Annotated in this window: 12 protein-coding genes and 1 pseudogene; 9 read left to right on the forward strand and 4 right to left on the reverse strand. The window is 67.9% G+C overall.

Features of this window, described 5'->3' with window-relative positions; all coding sequences use genetic code 11:
- Positions 1-99: 99 nt before the first annotated feature.
- Positions 100-2,466: an RNA degradosome polyphosphate kinase gene (locus MSPGM_RS10445; protein ID WP_012253579.1), complete on the forward strand. Its 2,367-nt coding sequence runs from the start codon at positions 100-102 to the stop codon at positions 2,464-2,466.
- A 188-nt stretch (positions 2,467-2,654) separates the two neighbouring features.
- Positions 2,655-4,208, forward strand: a complete 1,554-nt coding sequence (gene ppx / locus MSPGM_RS10450; RefSeq protein ID WP_003598026.1) for an exopolyphosphatase — start codon at positions 2,655-2,657, stop codon at positions 4,206-4,208.
- A gap of 78 nt (positions 4,209-4,286) precedes the next feature.
- On the opposite strand, the gene MSPGM_RS10455 is transcribed toward ppx, so the two are convergent.
- Together MSPGM_RS10455 and MSPGM_RS10460 are read right to left on the reverse strand one after the other, a co-directional pair.
- Complete coding sequence (locus MSPGM_RS10455; protein WP_003598027.1) at positions 4,287-4,586, reverse strand: hypothetical protein; 300 nt, start codon at positions 4,584-4,586, stop codon at positions 4,287-4,289.
- Between the two features lie 530 nt (positions 4,587-5,116).
- Positions 5,117-6,319, reverse strand: a complete 1,203-nt coding sequence (locus tag MSPGM_RS10460; RefSeq protein ID WP_003598029.1) for a pyridoxal phosphate-dependent aminotransferase — start codon at positions 6,317-6,319, stop codon at positions 5,117-5,119.
- 440 nt (positions 6,320-6,759) lie between these two features.
- Here MSPGM_RS10460 and MSPGM_RS10465 point away from each other — a divergent pair, with 440 nt between their 5' ends.
- The 5 genes and pseudogenes from MSPGM_RS10465 (at position 6,760) to pyrH (ending at position 14,196) form a co-directional block, all read left to right on the forward strand.
- Positions 6,760-8,742 carry an acyl CoA:acetate/3-ketoacid CoA transferase gene (locus tag MSPGM_RS10465; protein WP_003598031.1) on the forward strand — a complete coding sequence of 661 codons (1,983 nt, stop codon included), beginning with the start codon at positions 6,760-6,762 and terminating at the stop codon, positions 8,740-8,742.
- Between the two features lie 376 nt (positions 8,743-9,118).
- Positions 9,119-10,788: pseudogene (locus MSPGM_RS10470) on the forward strand (methyl-accepting chemotaxis protein).
- A 386-nt stretch (positions 10,789-11,174) separates the two neighbouring features.
- Complete coding sequence (locus MSPGM_RS10475; RefSeq protein ID WP_003598033.1) at positions 11,175-12,242, forward strand: 30S ribosomal protein S2; 1,068 nt, start codon at positions 11,175-11,177, stop codon at positions 12,240-12,242.
- A 144-nt stretch (positions 12,243-12,386) separates the two neighbouring features.
- Entirely contained in the window at positions 12,387-13,307 is a 921-nt protein-coding gene (gene tsf / locus MSPGM_RS10480; RefSeq protein ID WP_003598034.1) for a translation elongation factor Ts, read from the forward strand.
- 166 nt (positions 13,308-13,473) lie between these two features.
- A complete protein-coding gene (gene pyrH, locus MSPGM_RS10485) occupies positions 13,474-14,196 on the forward strand; it encodes a UMP kinase (protein WP_003598035.1) in 723 nt (240 codons plus the stop codon).
- Between the two features lie 110 nt (positions 14,197-14,306).
- Here the strand turns inward: pyrH and ppa are convergent, their stop codons facing one another.
- Positions 14,307-14,846: an inorganic diphosphatase gene (gene ppa / locus MSPGM_RS10490; RefSeq protein WP_003598036.1), complete on the reverse strand. Its 540-nt coding sequence runs from the start codon at positions 14,844-14,846 to the stop codon at positions 14,307-14,309.
- A 274-nt stretch (positions 14,847-15,120) separates the two neighbouring features.
- Positions 15,121-15,627 (reverse strand): GNAT family N-acetyltransferase, encoded by a 507-nt coding sequence (locus MSPGM_RS10495; RefSeq protein ID WP_261926365.1) that lies wholly within the window; start codon positions 15,625-15,627, stop codon positions 15,121-15,123.
- Between the two features lie 137 nt (positions 15,628-15,764).
- Here MSPGM_RS10495 and MSPGM_RS10500 point away from each other — a divergent pair, with 137 nt between their 5' ends.
- Together MSPGM_RS10500 and MSPGM_RS10505 are read left to right on the forward strand one after the other, a co-directional pair.
- Entirely contained in the window at positions 15,765-16,490 is a 726-nt protein-coding gene (locus MSPGM_RS10500) for a fused DSP-PTPase phosphatase/NAD kinase-like protein (protein WP_003598038.1), read from the forward strand.
- Positions 16,491-16,498: 8 nt separating this feature from the next.
- The gene (locus tag MSPGM_RS10505; RefSeq protein WP_261926366.1) at positions 16,499-17,494 is read left to right on the forward strand and encodes a WcbI family polysaccharide biosynthesis putative acetyltransferase; all 996 of its coding nucleotides are present in this window, start codon (positions 16,499-16,501) and stop codon (positions 17,492-17,494) included.
- The last annotated feature ends 15 nt before the right edge of the window (positions 17,495-17,509 follow it).

A 17,509-nucleotide genomic window follows, 5' to 3' on the forward strand; every position in this document is an offset into this window, starting at 1 on the left:
CGCCCTATGTTAGGGAGCCGCGCAGCACTGCAAGGGGCGGAGTCGTCACCGGTCGAATCCTGATCGGGACGCGCTTCGGAGCGGAAGGGAGCCAGGGCGTTGTCGGAAGTGGAGTCGGATGTCGTCGCCCGGGATACGGAGGCGACCGAGACCGAAGAGACCAGCCTCGCCACCGAGCGGGGTGTGCGCAGCGAATCCGCCCGCGCCCGGACGGCCCGCGCCGCCCGCATCCTCGCGGCGGAGAAGGCCGCCGAGAAGCCGTCGGAGGCGGATGCCAAGGTGGAGAGCGATGCGGCCGAGGCCGCCCGCGAGCCGGTGCTGGAGGCTGGGCGATCGCTCCGCCACTCGCCCGAGCGGTTCGTGAACCGTGAGCTGTCCTGGCTCCAGTTCAACCGCCGGGTTCTGGAGGAATCCGCCAACCCCAACCATCCGCTGCTGGAGCAGCTCCGCTTCCTCTCGATCTCGGCCAACAATCTGGACGAGTTCTTCATGGTGCGTGTCGCCGGCCTGCACGATCAGGTCCGCGCCGGCCTCGTCGTGCCCTCGCAGGACGGCCTGACCCCCTCCGAGCAGCTTGCCCGCATCGGCACGGAAGTCTCGCGGCTGGCGCTGGACCAGCAGGATCGCTGGCGCGCGCTGCGCGAGGAGCTGAACGGCAACGGCATCCACCTTGCGGAGCCGGCGGAGCTGTCGGCGGAGCACCTCGCTTGGCTCGACGACTATTTCCTCACCTACATCTTCCCGGTGCTGACGCCGCTCGCGATCGATCCGGCCCACCCGTTCCCGTTCATCCCCAATCTCGGCTTCACCGTCGCGCTGATGATGGTGCGGCCCCGTGACGGGCGCACCCTGCGCGCCCTGATCCGCCTGCCGTCGCTGCTCGACCGGTTCGTGCGCCTGCCCGACGTGGCCGGCGACGGCACCGCCCGCTTCATCGCCATCGAGCAGGTGATCGCGAAATACGCGAGCCGGCTCTTCCCCGGCTACTCGCTGAAGGGGCAGGGCGCCTTCCGCGTCGTGCGCGACTCCGATCTCGAGATTGAGGAGGAGGCGGAAGACCTCGTCCTGCACTTCGAATCGGCGATCAAACGCCGACGCCGCGGCGTCGTCATCCGCTTGGAGGTCGAGGCGGGCATGACGGAGGAGCTGCGCTCCTTCGTTGCCGACGAATTGGAGATCGCCCCCGATTCGGTCTTCGTGGTCGAGGGGATGCTGGCGCTCAACGAGCTGTCGCAAATCGTCGGGATCGACCGGCCGGACCTCAAATTCAAGCCCTACAACCCGCGCTTCCCTGAGCGCATCCGCGAATCGGGCGGCGACGTCTTCGCGGCGATCCGCCAGAAGGATTTCATCGTCCACCACCCCTACGAGTCGTTCGACTCGGTGGTGCAGTTCCTGGCCCAGGCCGCCCGCGATCCGAACGTGGTGGCGATCAAGCAGACGCTCTACCGCACCTCATCGAACTCGCCGATCGTGGCCGCGCTCGCGGAGGCGGCGGAGGCCGGCAAGTCCGTCACCGCACTGGTCGAGCTGAAGGCCCGGTTCGACGAGGAGGCCAATATCCGCTGGGCGCGCAACCTCGAGAAGGCCGGCGCGCAGGTGGTGTTCGGCTTCGTCGAGCTGAAGACCCACGCCAAGCTGTCGATGGTGGTGCGCCGCGAGGGCGACCGCCTCGTCACCTACTGCCACGTCGGCACCGGCAACTATCACCCCATCACCGCGCGCATCTACACCGACCTGTCCTTCTTCACCGCCGACCCGGCCATCGCCCGGGACGTCTCGCGCATCTTCAACTTCATCACCGGCTATGCCGAGCCGGCGGAGCTGGAGCGCATGGCGGTGTCGCCGCTGACCCTGAAGCCGCGCCTCTTGCAGCACATCGAGGAGGAGATCGCCCACGCCAAGGCCGGGCGCCCGGCGGCGATCTGGATCAAGTGCAACTCGCTGGTCGACAGCCAGATCATCGATGCGCTCTACGATGCGAGCCAGGAGGGCGTGCAGATCGACTGCATCGTGCGCGGCATCTGCTGCCTGCGGCCGGGCATTCCGGGCCTTTCCGACACGATCAGGGTCAAGTCGATCGTCGGGCGCTTCCTCGAGCACGAGCGCGTCTACGCCTTCGGCAACGGCGCCGGGCTGCCGCACCCGAAGGCCACCCTCTACATTTCCTCGGCCGACCTGATGCAGCGCAACCTCGACCGGCGGGTCGAATCCCTGCTGCCGATCACCAATCCGACTGTGCATCAGCAGGTGCTCGATCAGATCATGCTGGCAAACCTTCTCGACAACCGACAGAGCTGGCGTGTACTGGCATCGGGTGCGAGCGAGCGGATCAGCCCTGCGGACGGGGAGGAACCGTTCAATGCGCACAAGTATTTCATGACGAATCCAAGCCTGTCCGGGCGCGGCAAGTCGTCGAAGAAGTCGAGTCCGCGGGCGCTCAGCCGTCGCGCCCAGCGGTCCTGACCACGGCCTGCGCCGGGCCGGTTTCCGGCCCGGTACTATCGTGAGTGTTCGGCCGGTTTCCGGCTCGGCACCATCGTAAGTGTTCAGGCGGCTTCCAGCCTGGCACCATCGTGAGTGTCCGGGCGGTGTCCGGCCTGGCACCATCGTGAGCGCCCTTTGCGCGGGGTGCTTCCCTGAGAGGGGGCTGCATGGGTCCGACACGTCCTCACCTGACGCTCGCCCACTCCGCCGAACGGCCGGCTCCGCTGATGACTGGCATGACGTTCGAACCCGTCGCGATCATCGATATCGGCTCGAATTCGGTGCGGCTCGTCGCCTATGACGGGCTCCAGCGCGCCTCGACGCCGCTCTACAATGAGAAGGTGCTGTGCGGGCTCGGCCGCAGCGTCTTCTCCACGGGCCGCCTCAACGAGGATTCCGTCCAGCGGGCGCTCACGGCGCTCCGCCGCTTCCGCGTCCTGTGCGATACGATGCGGGTCTCGCGCATCTTCGTGCTGGCAACCGCCGCCGCGCGGGACGCGGCCAACGGACCGGCCTTCCTGGACGCCGCGCGCGAGGCGCTGGGCCAGGAGATCCAGCTTCTCTCCGGCCGGCGCGAAGCGGAGCTTTCCGCGCTCGGCGTCGTCTCCGGCTTCTATGCGCCCGATGGCGTGGTCGGCGACCTCGGCGGCGGCTCGCTCGAACTCGTCGATGTCAAGGGCACCACGGTCGGCCAGGGCGTGACCATGCCGCTCGGCGGGCTGGCGCTTCAGGATCTCTCCGAGGGCTCGCTGAAGAAGGCGCGCAAGATCGCCCGCGAGCATCTGAAGAAGGCCGAGCCGCAGCTCGACACCCTGCGCGGGCGCACCTTCTACGCGGTCGGCGGCACGTGGCGGGCTTTGGCCCGGCTGCATCAGGCCACCCGCGATTATCCGCTCCACGTCATGCACGGCTACGCAGTGGAGCCCTCCGACGAGCTGAGCTTCCTCGAAATGGTCGAGGCGAGCGACGCCGCGACCCTGCAGGAGGTCGAGACCATCGCCGAGGCGCGCCGGCCGCTGCTGGCCTTCGGTGCGGTGGTGCTCGAAGAGATCATTCGGGCGGGCCGTCCGCGCGAGATCGCGATTTCCGCCTTCGGCGTGCGCGAGGGCCTGCTGTTCGAGCAGCTCGACCGCGAGACGCGTCTGACCGATCCGCTGATCGTCTCGGCGCAAGAGCTGAACATGCAGCGCGCCCGCTCACCCGGCCACGGCGACGAGCTGCGCGACTGGACCGACCAGTTCATCACCAGCCTGGACGGTCCCGAGACCGCGGGCGAGCGCCGCCTGCGCCACGCCGCCTGCCTGCTCTCGGATATCGGCTGGCGGGCGCATCCCGATTACCGCGGCGAGCAGAGCCTCAACGTGCTCGCCAACGCCGCCTTCGCCGGCATCGACCATCCCGGCCGTGCCTACCTCGCCCTGTCGGGCTATTTCCGCCACGAGGGCGTGGCGCCGGAAAAGGCGAGCCCGACCCTGCGGACGCTCGCCGGCCCGCGCCTGTTCGACCGCGCCCGCCTCGTCGGCGCGCTCATGCGCGTCGCCTTCCCGGTCTCGGCCGGGATGGCGGGCCCGCTCAAGCGGATGCCGCTCGTGGTGGAGGACGGCAAAGTGGTGCTGCGCCTGCCCGCGGAATGGGCCGAACTCAACGGCGAACGCCTGCTCAGCCGCGTCCGTGGCCTGGGCCGCGTCGTCGGGCTCGACGGGCGGGTCGAGGTCGCCTGAGCCGGCCGCTCACGTTCCGCTTTCAGACCGACATCCGATCGCGCCGATGCGGCACGCGTCGGCGATTGGGCCGCTGGCTCAGCCCGAGAGCCGGGTGTGGGCGATCGCGATCTCCCGCTCGGCATCGGCCATCAGATAGGCAATCCGCGGTCCGTCGAGGTTGGCGTCCGTGAGGCGCTGGCGCAGGTCGGCCTCGTACTTCTTCTCCTCGACACGCCGCGGCGGCGGCAGAAGGCGCAGCAGCATCGGGCTGGCGATCTCACTGCGGATGAGACCGCGATGGTTGGCGAGCCGCCGCAGGCTGCTGGCGAGGTCGTCGAGCTTCGATTCCGGCAGATACTGGCGAGCGGACGTGCGGGCTCGGGCGACCTGAGACATGGTGCGACCTTTCGGCGACAATATGCGATAAATCGCCTGCCACCGGTTCGCTTTCCCTTGAGAAAGACCGTTAACGCTTCTCGCGCTGTATCCCAGGCCCGGCCCCGGACCGGATGCGTGCCGGTCTGGGGCTAGGGGAATGCGGTCGAGGGAATTCGGATAGGTGGGCCTTGCGCCGGGGTCGCGGTTCCTGTTCCCCGCGCTCCCGACGCACCTGCAGCCGCTCGGCCCACTGAGCGTCACAGGAACGGCGCAGAGAACTGGTCCGCACCGCCCCGTCACTGCCGGCCCCGCCACCACGCAGGCCCGAGAGGGCTCGCGAAACCGTCAGGCGCATCGGCCGCGGGGAGGGCCGATGTAGAGGCCCGCGCCGCCGACGGCAACCGTGCCGTGACGCCGCTCCCCCGCCACCGATGTGGGTTCCGGCCTTCGCCGGCCCTCGGCTGACCTGCTTCTCACAGAACTCCCGCCACCTGGCCGTGCCCCGAGGGACAGCGATCGGTGATCGGGAGCTTTGATGCGAGGCCCTGTTACCGCAGCGAGCCGCAGAAGCGCTGGATGCGCCGGCAGGCCTCCTCCAGGGTCTTGTTGGAGGTGGCGTAGGAGATGCGCAGGTTCGGGCCGAGGCCGAAGGCCGAGCCGTGGACCGCCGCGACCCCTTCCGCCTGGAGCAGTTCGGTGACGAAGTCCTGGTCCGAGCCGATGGTCTTGCCGGTCTCGGTCGTCTTGCCGATCAGCTCGGCGCAGGACGGGTAGACGTAGAACGCGCCTTCCGGCACCGGGCATTTCAGGCCGTTGGTCTGGTTCAGCATCGAGACCACGAGGTCGCGCCGCTCCTGGAACGCCGCCTTGAAGCGCGCGAGGTGCTCCTGCGTGCCGTCCAGCGCCGCCACCGCCGCCCATTGCGAGATCGAGGAGGCGCCCGAGGTCTGCTGGCCCTGCACGAAGTCCATCGCCTTGATGAGCTGTTCGGGGCCGGCAGCGTAGCCGATACGCCAGCCGGTCATGGCGTAGGCCTTCGAGACGCCGTTCATGGTCAGCGTGCGCTCGTACAGGCCGGGCTCGACCTGCGCGGGCGTAACGAACTCGAAGTCGCCGTAGGTCAGGTGCTCGTACATGTCGTCGGTGAGCACCCAGACCTGCGGATGGCGCATCAGCACATCGGTGATCTTCTTCATCTCGTCGCGGGTGTAGGCGGCACCCGAGGGGTTCGACGGCGAGTTGAGGATGATCCACTTGGTCTTGCCCGTGATGACCCGCTCCAGCTCCTCCGGCTGGAGCTTGAAGTCGTGGGCCATGTCGGTCTCGGCGAAGACCGGTGTGCCACCGCACAGGATCACCATCTCTGGGTAAGACACCCAGTAGGGGCGGGGGATCACAACCTCGTCGCCGGGGTTCAGGGTGGCGAGCAGCGCGTTGTAGATGACGTGCTTGCCGCCGGTGCCGACGATGGTCTGCGAGACCTTGTAGTCGAGCCCGTTCTCGCGCTTGAACTTCTTGACGATCGCCTCGCGCAGCGGGTTGATGCCGGAGACGGGCGGGTACTTGGTCTCGCCACGGCGGATCGCGTCGATCGCCGCCTCCTTGATGTGGTCGGGCGTGTCGAAATCCGGCTCGCCGACCGAGAGGCTGATGACATCGACGCCCGAGGCTTTCAGCTCGCGCGCCTTCTGGGTCATCGCGATGGTCGCGGACGGCTTCACCCGCGAGAGGGCGTCGGCGAGAAAGCCCATGGGAGATCTCCGAAAGGTCTTCGAGTGTGCGGTGGCCCGAAAGATGTTCCGGGCATCGCGGCTCTCGTAATCATGCGCCGCGGCACGAGCAAGCGCGGCAGGCGGGAGGCTGCTGCCCAACCCCTCCGGTCGGAGGCGGCCTCTTCTCAGCCACGGCCCGTCCGAGGCCGCCTGCAATTTTTCTCAATCTGGAACGAAGTGTTTTTGAGGCGTACGCTGGGAAGGTTTTCGGGTATTGTCACAGACAAGACGCGCAGTTTCTTGCAGTGCGACAGCATATCGGTGCACTGCAACGATAATTGTATGCAGAATTCAGCTGCCCCAGTGAGACCGGGACTTGTCCGGACTCGCGGGGGCGGCCGACAATAGTCCGGGCGGAAGCGGCAAGAGGCGGGCGGTACCGTCCGGCCGAGCCAGGAAAGTGGAGGACGGCGGGCCCTATGAAGAAGAACAAGGTCATCACGGCCGAGGAAGCGATCGCGCTGATTCGCGAGAACGACGTCCTCACCACGACCGGCTTCGTCCAGAGCTGCATCCCGGAGGCGCTGCACGCGGCGTTGGAGAAGCGCTTCGTCGACACTGGTTCGCCGCGTGGCCTGACCCTGATCATGACCGCGGGCGCGGGCGACAGCAAAGGGCTGGGCACCGGCCGCCTGCATCACGACGGCCTTCTCTCCCGTGTCATCGCCGCCAATTTCGGGCGCATGCCGAAGGTCGCGCAGGCCGCGCAGGCCAACCTGATCCGCGGCTACAACCTGCCCCAGGGCGTGATCTCGCAGCTCTACCGCGCCTGCGCCGCCGGCCAGCCGGGGCTGTTCTCGAAGGTCGGCCTGAAGACCTATGTCGATCCGCGCCACGGCGGCGCCAAGGTCAACGAGCTGACCACCGAGGATATCGTCAAGCTCGTCGAGGTCGATGGCGAGGAGTGGCTGTTCTACACCGCCACCAAGATCGACGTGGCCTTCATCCGCGCCACCTCCGCCGACCCGTCGGGCAACCTCTCCTTCGAGAAGGAGGCGCTGACCCTCGATTGCCTCGCCCAGGCCATGGCTGCGCGCAACAACGGCGGCATCGTCATCGCCCAGGTCGAGCGCATCGTCGATGATGGCTACCTGCTGCCCAAGGACGTGCGGGTGCCCGGCATTCTCGTGGATTGCGTCGTCGTGGCCGAGCCCGAGATGCACCGCATGAACTACGGCGTGATGTACGACGCCGCCCTCGCCGGCGAAATCCGCGTGCCGGTCACCGGCATCAAGCGGATGCCGCTCAACGAGCGCAAGATCATCGCGCGCCGCGCCGCCTTCGAACTGCCGCCCAACGGCGTGGTCAATCTCGGTGTCGGCGCGCCCGAGGGCATCTCCTCCGTCGCCAACGAGGAAAAGATCACCCCCTACATCACCCTGACGACGGAAGCGGGCGCGGTCGGCGGCGTGCTGGCCTCGGGCTCGAGCTTCGGCGCCGCGACGAACGCCGACTGCATCATCGACCAGAACCAGATGTTCGACTTCTACGACGGCGGCGGCCTCGACATGACCTGCCTCGGCATGGCCGAGTGCGACGGCGCCGGCAACGTCAACACCTCGAAGTTCGGGGGCAAGCTCAACGGCTGCGGCGGCTTCATCAACATCTCGCAGAATGCCCGCTCGGTCGTCTTCGCCGGCACCTTCACCGCGGGCGGCCTGGAGATCGCGGTGCAGGACGGTCAGGTAAAGATCGTCACCGAGGGCCGCGCCCGCAAATTCGTGACGGAGGTGCAGCAGAACACCTTCTCGGGCCCCTACGCGGTCGAGCGCTCGCAGCCGGTGATCTACGTCACCGAGCGCTGCGTCTTCCAGCTCACGAAGGAGGGGCTCGAACTGATCGAGGTGGCGCCGGGCATCGACATCGAGCGCGACATCCTCGCCCACATGGATTTCGCGCCGATCGTGCGTAACCCAGTGCCGATGGATCCGCGCATCTTCCGCGAGGATCCGATGGAGCTGATCTCGGATCTGCTCAACCTCGACCTGAAGTCGCGCGTCAGCCTCGATGCCGAGCGCAACATCCTCTTCATCAACCTGGAAGGCTGGTACTGCCGGGTGAAGAGCGACATGGACGAGCTGCGCATGACCATCGTCGACGCCTGCCGCAAGGCCGGCCAGCGGGTCAACGCCGTGATCAACCACGACGGCTTCCGGCTCAACGAGAACCTCTACGATGATTACGCCGGGATGATCCAATATCTCCAGGCGAACTACTACGCGACGACGACCCGCTACGCGACCAGCGCCTTCCTGCGCCTGAAGATGGAGGAGGCGCTGACCAAGCGCGGCGTTGCCCCCCACGTCTTCGAGCGCAAGGAAGAGGCCCAGGCCTTCCTCGGCACGACCGAGGACAAGAAGGCGCGCAAGATGATCTCACCGGCGGTGGCTTCCGCCGCTTGAGGACGCGCCGAGAAAGGAAGGGGATCGCGAAAGGCTTCCGGCCCTCGTGCCCCCGGGGGGCTGCCACGCCGGGCGCGGATCGGCGTGGCATCAACGACGCGGACCCTCTCCGATTGCGACGCGAGCGAGTAGTGGTGGCTGTCGCCCCTTTTCGTCGGGCCAGATACTTTCTGGAAGAAACGTGATGGCGTTTTGACGAATTGCTGGCTGGCTTGTCGAAAGAGCGAGCGTCGAAGCCTTAGCTCCGGATCCGGCCCGACGCGGTTGAAACGGCTGCGACCCTCGGTTGCCGTTTTTCGACACGCTGAGAACATTTCTTAAGCGAGATGCGGAAAGCATTCGGTGTCCCCGAATTCGACGCAGGCATCTCCGGACAATGACACTCAAGCGCACTCTCATGGGGCTGTTCGCGCTCATGTTGCTGTTCGCCGTCGGGCAGGGCGTTCTCGCTCTGGTCAAGCTCGATGCGATCGGCGAGCGGACGTCGGAGATCCTGGACACCACAATCCCGTCGATCAACGAGGCCCACAGCATCAACGCGTTCGTGATTCGGACGCGGCTCTGGCAGTTCCGCTACGTGACGGCCGAGAACGAGACCGCGCGGGCGGAGAGCGGCGAGAAGGTCAAGGCTTTCATGCGCGACCGCAATGCCAAGGTTGAGGCTTATCGGCGGCTGATCTCCTCGCCCGAGGAACAGCGGACCTACGACGATCTCCTCGCCAAGCTGGAACAGTCGAAGCCCGATTGGGACCGGCTTCGCGCCTTCACCGCCGAGCAGCAGGATGAGGCGCTCACCTATTTCCGCGGCCCCATGAACACGCGCTACCTTGCCACCTCCGAGGCCGCGCGCGCCCTCGTCGATGTCAACATGGCCGCGAGCAAGTTCGCCGACACCGCGATCCGCGCCGAGCAGGCGACGGCGGTCAAGGTCACGCTGGTCGCCCTCTGCATCACGACGCTGACGGCGATCGGCGCGATGGTCTTCTCCTTCGTCGGCGTCTCGCGCCCGATCGAGCGGATGACGGCGGCGATGCGCCGTCTGGCCGGCGGCGACACCGAAGCGCCGATCCCCTTCGCGCAGCGGCGCGACGAGATCGGGGCGATGTCGGCGACCGTCCTCGTCTTCCGCGATAACCTGTTGCGGGCCCGTGCGCTCGAAAAGGAAACCGAACTCGCCCGCGCCTCGGCGGAAGAGCAGCGCAAGGCCGGCATGCGCGAGATGGCCGACGGCTTCGAGCGTGCGGTCGGCGGTATTCTCAACACGGTGACCACGGCGGCGACCGAGCTGCAGGTCACCGCGCAGAGCATGACCGCGATCGCGACGGAGACCGCGGCACAATCGACCGCGGTGGCCGCCGCAGCCGAGCAGGCCGCCGGCAATGTCGGCATGGTCGCCGCGGCGAGCGAGGAACTCGGCGCTTCGGTGCAGGAAATTGGGCGGCAGGTCGCCGGCTCGGCCGAACTCGCCGGGATCGCGGCCGGCGAGGCCGGGCAGACCGTCGTCCTGGTCCGCGATCTCTCGGAGGCCGCGGCGCGGATCGGTGATGTGGTGGCGCTGATCTCGACCATCGCCGGCCAGACCAATCTGCTCGCTCTCAACGCAACGATCGAGGCGGCACGGGCCGGAGAGGCCGGGCGCGGCTTCGCCGTCGTCGCCGCCGAGGTCAAGGAACTCGCCAACCAGACGGCGCGCGCAACCGAGGAGATCTCGGCCCAGATCGCCCGTATCCAGGGGGCGACCGGCGAGGCCGTCTCGGCGATCGACGGCATCAGCACCCGCATCCGTGAGATCAGCGGCGTCGCCACCGGCATCGCGGCGGCGGTGGAAGAACAGGGCGCAGCCACCCAGGAGATCGTGCGCAATGTCGGCCAGGCCTCGACCGGCACGTCCGAGGTGACGAACAACATCGCGGCGTCGCCTCGGCGGCCGAGGAGACCGGGGAAGCGGCATCCCAGGTGCTGCACTCGGCCTCGGACCTGTCCCAGCAGGCCGAGCGCCTGAACACGGAGATGTCCCGCTTCCTCGCCACCGTGCGGGCGGCCTGAGGCATCGCCCCGATCGCCTCGTCTGAGTGACGGGGTGAGACAAGCACTATTGCGCGAAGCCGCATTAGCGGCTTCGCGGCGCGAAGAGCGCCGCGCGGAGCGGGCTTCTCAGGGCGTGAGCCCTGAAAAGCATCGAGCGGAGCGAAAGCCTGAGCCCGCGGAGGCGGGCGCCGGCGACTGAGGCCAACCAAGAGCGGGGGCGATTGCTTTCAGGCGATGGGCCTGATGCCGTCCCGGCCTCGCCTTGCGTCATCCGCTCGCATCTGCTAACGCCCCGCCCATCCCACACGCGGAGCTGGCCCCATGCCTGAATGGGGCGTTTCCGGTGGCCGGCCGATTGGCCAGCTACTCCTCCGCGGCGGTATCAACCGGAGAGACCAAAAATCATGGCCGTCGATTTCTCTATGCGCCAGCTCCTCGAGGCCGGCGCCCATTTCGGGCACCAGTCGCACCGCTGGAACCCGAAGATGCAGCCCTACATCTTCGGCACCCGCAACAACATCCACATCATCGACCTCGCCCAGACCGTGCCGGCACTCCACGCCGCGCTTCAGGCGGTGAGCGACACGGTCGCCCGCGGCGGTCGCGTGCTGTTCGTCGGCACCAAGCGCCAGGCGGCGGATTCCATCGCCGAAGCGGCCAAGCGCTCGGCTCAGTACTACGTCAACTCCCGCTGGCTCGGCGGCATGCTGACCAACTGGAAGACCATCTCCGGCTCGATCCAGCGCCTGCGCAAGGTCGATGAGACGCTCGAGGGCGGGGCCGTCGGCCTCACCAAGAAGGAGCGCCTCATGCTGACCCGTGAGAAGGACAAGCTCGAGAAGGCGCTCGGCGGCATCAAGGACATGGGCGGCGTGCCCGACCTGCTGTTCGTGATCGACACCAACAAGGAGCAGCTCGCGATCAAGGAGGCCCAGCGCCTCGGCATCCCGGTCGCTGCCATCGTCGACACGAACTGCAACCCGGACGGCATCTCCTACATCGTCCCCGCCAACGACGACGCCGGCCGCGCCATCGCGCTGTACTGCGACCTGATCGCCCGCGCGGCGATCGAGGGCATCGGCCGCGGCCAGGGCGCGCTCGGCCTCGACGTCGGCGCCTCCGAGGAGCCGACCGCCGAGGAACTGCCGCCGGCCAACGACGACGTCGCGGTGTCCGTGGCCTCCGACGCGATCGCCCCGGCCGACGTCGCCGCGCTCGCCGAGTCGACCGAGCACTTCGAGCAGCTCGCTGCCCCGCGCGGTGCGCCCGACGACCTGACCAAGCTCAACGGTGTCGGCCCGCAGCTCGTGCAGAAGCTCAACGATGCCGGCGTGTGGCACTACTGGCAGATCGCCGCCATGCAGCCCGAGGACGTGGCCAAGCTCGACGCCGACCTGAAGCTCAACGGCCGCTTCGCCCGCGACGGCTGGGTCGAGCAGTCCCGCGCCTTCGTCGAGGCTTCCGCGGCCTAAGTCCCGCGTTCGCCGCCGGGCTTTTCGCCCGGCGGCCCGATCGTCATCTTCCTGCAAAGCCCGGTGCTTTCAAAGAGCGCCGGGCTCATTCACTTGAAGACCCGCTCTTCAAGTCCCGCTCTTCAAGACCTCGAGAGGATCGCCATGGCCAACATCACCGCCGCACTCGTGAAAGAGCTTCGCGAAAAGACCGGCGCCGGCATGATGGATTGCAAGGGCGCGCTCAACGAGACCAACGGCGACCTCGAAGCGGCGGTCGATTGGCTGCGCAAGAAGGGTCTCGCCAAGGCCGCCAAGAAGGCCGGCCGCGTCGCCGCCGAGGGCCTCGTGGCCGTCGAGTCCGCCGGCCGCCACGCTGCGGTGGTCGAGGTGAATTCCGAGACCGACTTCGTCGCCCGCAACGACGGCTTCCAGGCCTTCGCCCGCGAGGCCGCCAAGCTCGCGCTGAACACCGACGGCACCCTGGAGGGCCTCCAGGCCGCGACCTTCCCCGGCTCGTCCGAGACGGTCCAGGAGAAGCTCTCGAACCTGATCGCCACGATCGGCGAGAACATGACCCTGCGCCGCGTCGCCAAGCTCGAAGTGAGCAAGGGCGTGATCGCCTCCTACGTCCACGGCCAGATCAACGAAGGCCTCGGCAAGATCGGCGTGCTCGTCGCGCTCGAATCCGAGGGTGACGTCGAGTTCCTCTCCACGCTCGGCCGCCAGATCGCCATGCACGTCGCCGCCACCAACCCGACCGCGCTCGATGCCTCGGGCGTCGATCAGGCCGTGGTCGAGCGCGAGAGCAACATCCTGCGCGAGAAGAACGCCGGCAAGCCGGACCACGTGATGGCCAAGATCGTCGAGAGCGGCCTGAAGAGCTACTACAAGGAGGTCACCCTCCTGGAGCAGCCCTTCGTCCATGACGGCTCCAAGACCGTCTCGCAGATCCTCAAGGAGGCCGCGGGCAAGGCCGGCGGCGAGGTCGCGATCAAGGGCTTCGTCCGCTACGCGCTGGGCGAGGGCATCGAGAAGGAAGAAGGGCCGGACTTCGCCGCCGAAGTCGCGAGCATGTCGCGCTAAAAGCTCGGGCGGGGACGTTTGAGAGCCTGACTCGGCTCCAGTCGTCACCGATCCTCACAGATCGTCATTCAGGGGCGGCGGCAGCGATGCCGTCGCCCCTCGACGTTCGGCCCCCCGTCTTGTTAGAAGCCGCGGCGCCCAGAACCCGAGACGACGAGGATCTTCGATGTCGGAGACGACAAGCTACCGCCGCGTCCTCGTCAAACTCTCCGGGGAGGCCCTGGCCGCCCCCGACGGTTTCTGGCTGCATCCGCCGATGCTGGCAGCCCTGGCCGAGGACATCGCGGCCACGATCTCTCGCGGCATCCAGATCGCGGTGGTGGTCGGCGGCGGCAATCTGATCCGTGGTGCTCGCATCTCCCAGGCCGGCTGGATCGACCGGGCGACGGGCGATTCCCTCGGCATGATGGCGACGGTGATGAATTCGCTCGCCATCGAGACCGCGCTCAATGCCGCGGGTGTCCAGGCCCGCACGATGTCGGCGGTATCCATGCCGACCATCTGCGAGACCTATGCCCGCCAGCCGGCGCTGCACCATCTCGACAAGGGTCAGGTCGTCGTGCTCGCGGGCGGCACCGGCAATCCGTATTTCACCACCGACACTGCGGCGGTCCTGCGCGCGGCGGAGCTGCGCTGCGATGCCGTGCTGAAGGCGACGCAGGTGGACGGTGTCTACTCGGCCGATCCGAAGCGCGATCCGGAGGCGATCCGCTACGACCGCATCACCCACGACGAGGCCATCGCCCGCGATCTCAAGGTGATGGACACCGCCGCTTTCGCCCTGGCGCGGGAGAGCCGCCTCACCATCGTGGTGGGCTCGGTGCACGCCCCGAGTTCGATCAACGCGATCCTGACGGGCGCCTCGGTCTCGACCCGCGTGGTGCCGTAGGCAGCGGCGTTTTCCGGTGAGGATCCCCTCGCCCCGCTTGGGGGGAGAGGGGGAAGTCGGTGTCGGGCCGGCAGGTAAGCCTGCGGCCCGCTTCTGTCGTCAAGAACGAATCAGCCGACCTTCTGGGCCTTGGCGCGCTCGATGCCTTCGAGAATCAGGCGATGGGCTTCCGCCTTGTCGCCCCAGCGCACGACCTTCACCCACTTGCCGGGCTCCAGATCCTTGTAGTGCTCGAAGAAGTGCTGGATCTGGCTGACCGTGATATCGGGCAGGTCGGTGTAGTTCTCGACGCGGTTGTAGCGCTGGGTCAGCTTGCGCGAGGGCACGGCGATGATCTTCTCGTCCTCGCCGCCGTCATCCTCCATCACCAGAACGCCGACGGGGCGCACGCTGATGACCGCGCCCGGGATGATCGCGCGGGTGTTGGCCACCAGCACGTCGCACGGGTCGCCGTCACCGGAGAGGGTGTGCGGGATGAAGCCGTAATTGCCCGGATAGAACATCGGCGTGTAGAGGAACCGGTCGACGACGAGCGTGCCGGCGTCCTTGTCCATCTCGTACTTGATCGGTTCGCCGCCGAGCGGCACTTCGACGATCACGTTGACGTCGTCCGGCGGATTCTTGCCGATCGAGATGGCGTTGATGTCCATGGGCCTGTGCTCTCTGAAATCCGGCCGTCGGACGCTTCGCCCTGTCCGGCGGGTGTCTCGTGCGGGGGCAGCTTACGACGCCGCACCCATCGATCGATGTCTTAGATTGTGCGGGCGGGAAATGAAATCGTCCCTCTGGCCAAGTTGCGTTTCCTCCGCCATCGCGTGGCGAAAAACGCGGGTTTGCACCGTCCGGCCCCGATTCCGGCCTTGAGCAGAGGCCCGCTCCGGAGCTCCCACCTCCATCTGGGACGATGCTTTGCTCCCGGCGCGATCAGGTGAAGAGGTAGCCGACCTTTGGCAGGCAGAAGCCGGAGATGCGCTCCACCGATTCCGCACCGGCCACGCCGCCCAAGCCCTCGTAGAAGCCGCAGGCGCGGGCGTTGTCGGCGAGCGCCCAGACGCCGATGCGGGTGAGCCCGCGGTCGATCAGGTCGTTGCGCACCGCCCGGAACAGGCGCGTGCCGAGCCCGAGCCCCTGGAATTCCGGGGCGATGTACAGTTCGTCGATCTCTCCGTCCGCCCGCATGGCCCGGTCCCGCGCCCGGCCGTAAGTGGCGTAGCCCGCGATCCGCTCGCCGAAGGTGATGACGGCGAATCCGCGCCCGCCGCCGATCATCTCGCGCCAGGTCTCCGGCCCGCGCCGGGCCAGGAAGCGCTTCAGGGCGACCCCTGGAATCACGCCCTGATAGGCCTCGCGCCACGCATCGTCGAAGACCGCCGAGAGGCTGGCGGCGTCCGCGGCGCGGGCACGGCGGATGCTCACCGTGGTCGTCGTCATGGTGTGGTCCGATTACGAGCCGATGCCGCATGATGACGGCAAAGCGAGCGGTTCGGCAACGGCCTGAAACGGGGTGCGTTGTCGCCCGAATCGCGGGCTGTTAGAGGGACGCTCCGACACGCCTCTCGCAGCAATCCGTGTTCAACCGTTTCCTTCCTCCCGAGACCCGCTACGCGCGGCGCATGGCCCGCATCGCGAAGTTCGAGCGGCCGATCGACGGCTCCGTCTCCCGGGCGAAGGCCTGGGCGAACATGCTGCTGGTCGACCACGGAATCTTCCGTCTCGCCTATCTCAACCGGCACCGGATCGGCACCGGGCTGGTCTGGCGTTCGGCCCAGCCGACGCCGCACCAGCTCGCGTGGTTCAAGCGCCAGGGCGTGCGCACGATCGTGTCGCTGCGCGGTGGGCGTGAGCACGGCTCCTGGCCCCTCCAGCGCGAGGCCTGTGAGCGGCAGGGGCTGAACCTCGTCGAGTTCGTGCTGCGCTCGCGTGAGGCGCCCTCCCGCGAGACCCTGCTGGCGGCGCGCGACTTCTTCGCCGGCCTCGAATACCCCGCGGTGATGCACTGCAAGTCGGGGGCGGACCGGGCGGGCCTTGCCGCGACCCTGTTCCTGATCCTGCACGAGGGCCGGCCGGTGCGGGAGGCCTTGCGCCAGCTCTCGCCGCGCTACGGCCATTTCCGCTTTGCCAAGACCGGCATTCTCGACGCGTTCTTCGCGACCTATCTCCGCGAGGGCGAGGCGCGGGGCCAGAGCTTTCTGGACTGGGTCGAGCACAGCTACGATCCGCAGGCGATCACCCAAAACTTCCGTGCCGGTTTCTGGTCCGACGTCGTCGTCGACCGCCTGCTGCGGCGCGAGTAGGCGCCGCCTTGGCCCTCAGACTGTCGCGGCTGCTCGGGGCCGTGTCTCCCCCGTGGACCGGACGACGCGGGTCGAACGAGGCCGGTCTGAACGGTCCCCGGGTCGCGGTGATCGGCAATTGCCAGGCGAAGGGCGTGGCGGAGGCCGTGCGCATCCTCGCGCCGGGCGCGCGGGTGCGGCTGATCCCGATGAGCACGCTGGGCAGGCGCGAGCGCAGCCTCGACGCCTTTGCCGCCACGCTCGGCGATTGCGACCACGTCTTCTCCCAACCCTTCCCGACGGGCTTCTTCCCGGAGGGCGGCTCGGAGGCGCTGCGCGAACGGCTGCCGCGGATGCGTCTCTTCCCCTCGATCGTCTTCACGGCGTTCCACCCGGACGCGGTCTATGTCGGCGACCTCGCCTCGGTGGCGCGGGTGACGTTGGTGCCGTCACCGCTCGGCAGCTACCACTCGGCGATCACCCTGTTCGGATTCCTCCAGGGCCTCTCGCAGAAGCAGATCGTCGGCCTGTTCCGCGAGGACGTGTTTACGCGCCTCGGCTATCTCGACGCCTGGGGGCTGGCCGCCGCGGACCTGATCACGTCGAGCCGGGCGATCGGCTTCGATCTCTCGGGCGATCTGCTGCGCTGGTCGCGAGGCGGCCTGTTCATGCACAACATCAACCATCCGCGCCTGAACGTGTTGGGCGACATCGCCGGGCGGCTGCTGCGCGAGGCCGGGCTCACGCCGCGGCCGGTCGCGGTCGAGGCCTACGCGCCGGATGAACTTTTGGACGACGCGATCTGGCCGGTCTATCCGCCAGTGGCAATGCTCTACGGCGTGCCGGGCTCCACGATCTTCAAGCGCCGCCAGCGCCGGGGCGCGCCGCCCGAAACGCTCGGTCTCGACGCCTTCGTCACGGAAAGCTTCGCGATCTACCAGCGGCAGCCCCGCGAGACCCTGACCTGCCACCGGATCGAGCACTGGGCGGCGTCACCCGAGATCCGCAGGCTGTTCGCGGCTTGAGTCGTAACGGGTTCC

This window comes from Methylorubrum sp. GM97 (assembly GCF_024347855.1).
In the GTDB taxonomy this organism is placed as follows: domain Bacteria; phylum Pseudomonadota; class Alphaproteobacteria; order Rhizobiales; family Beijerinckiaceae; genus Methylobacterium; species Methylobacterium extorquens.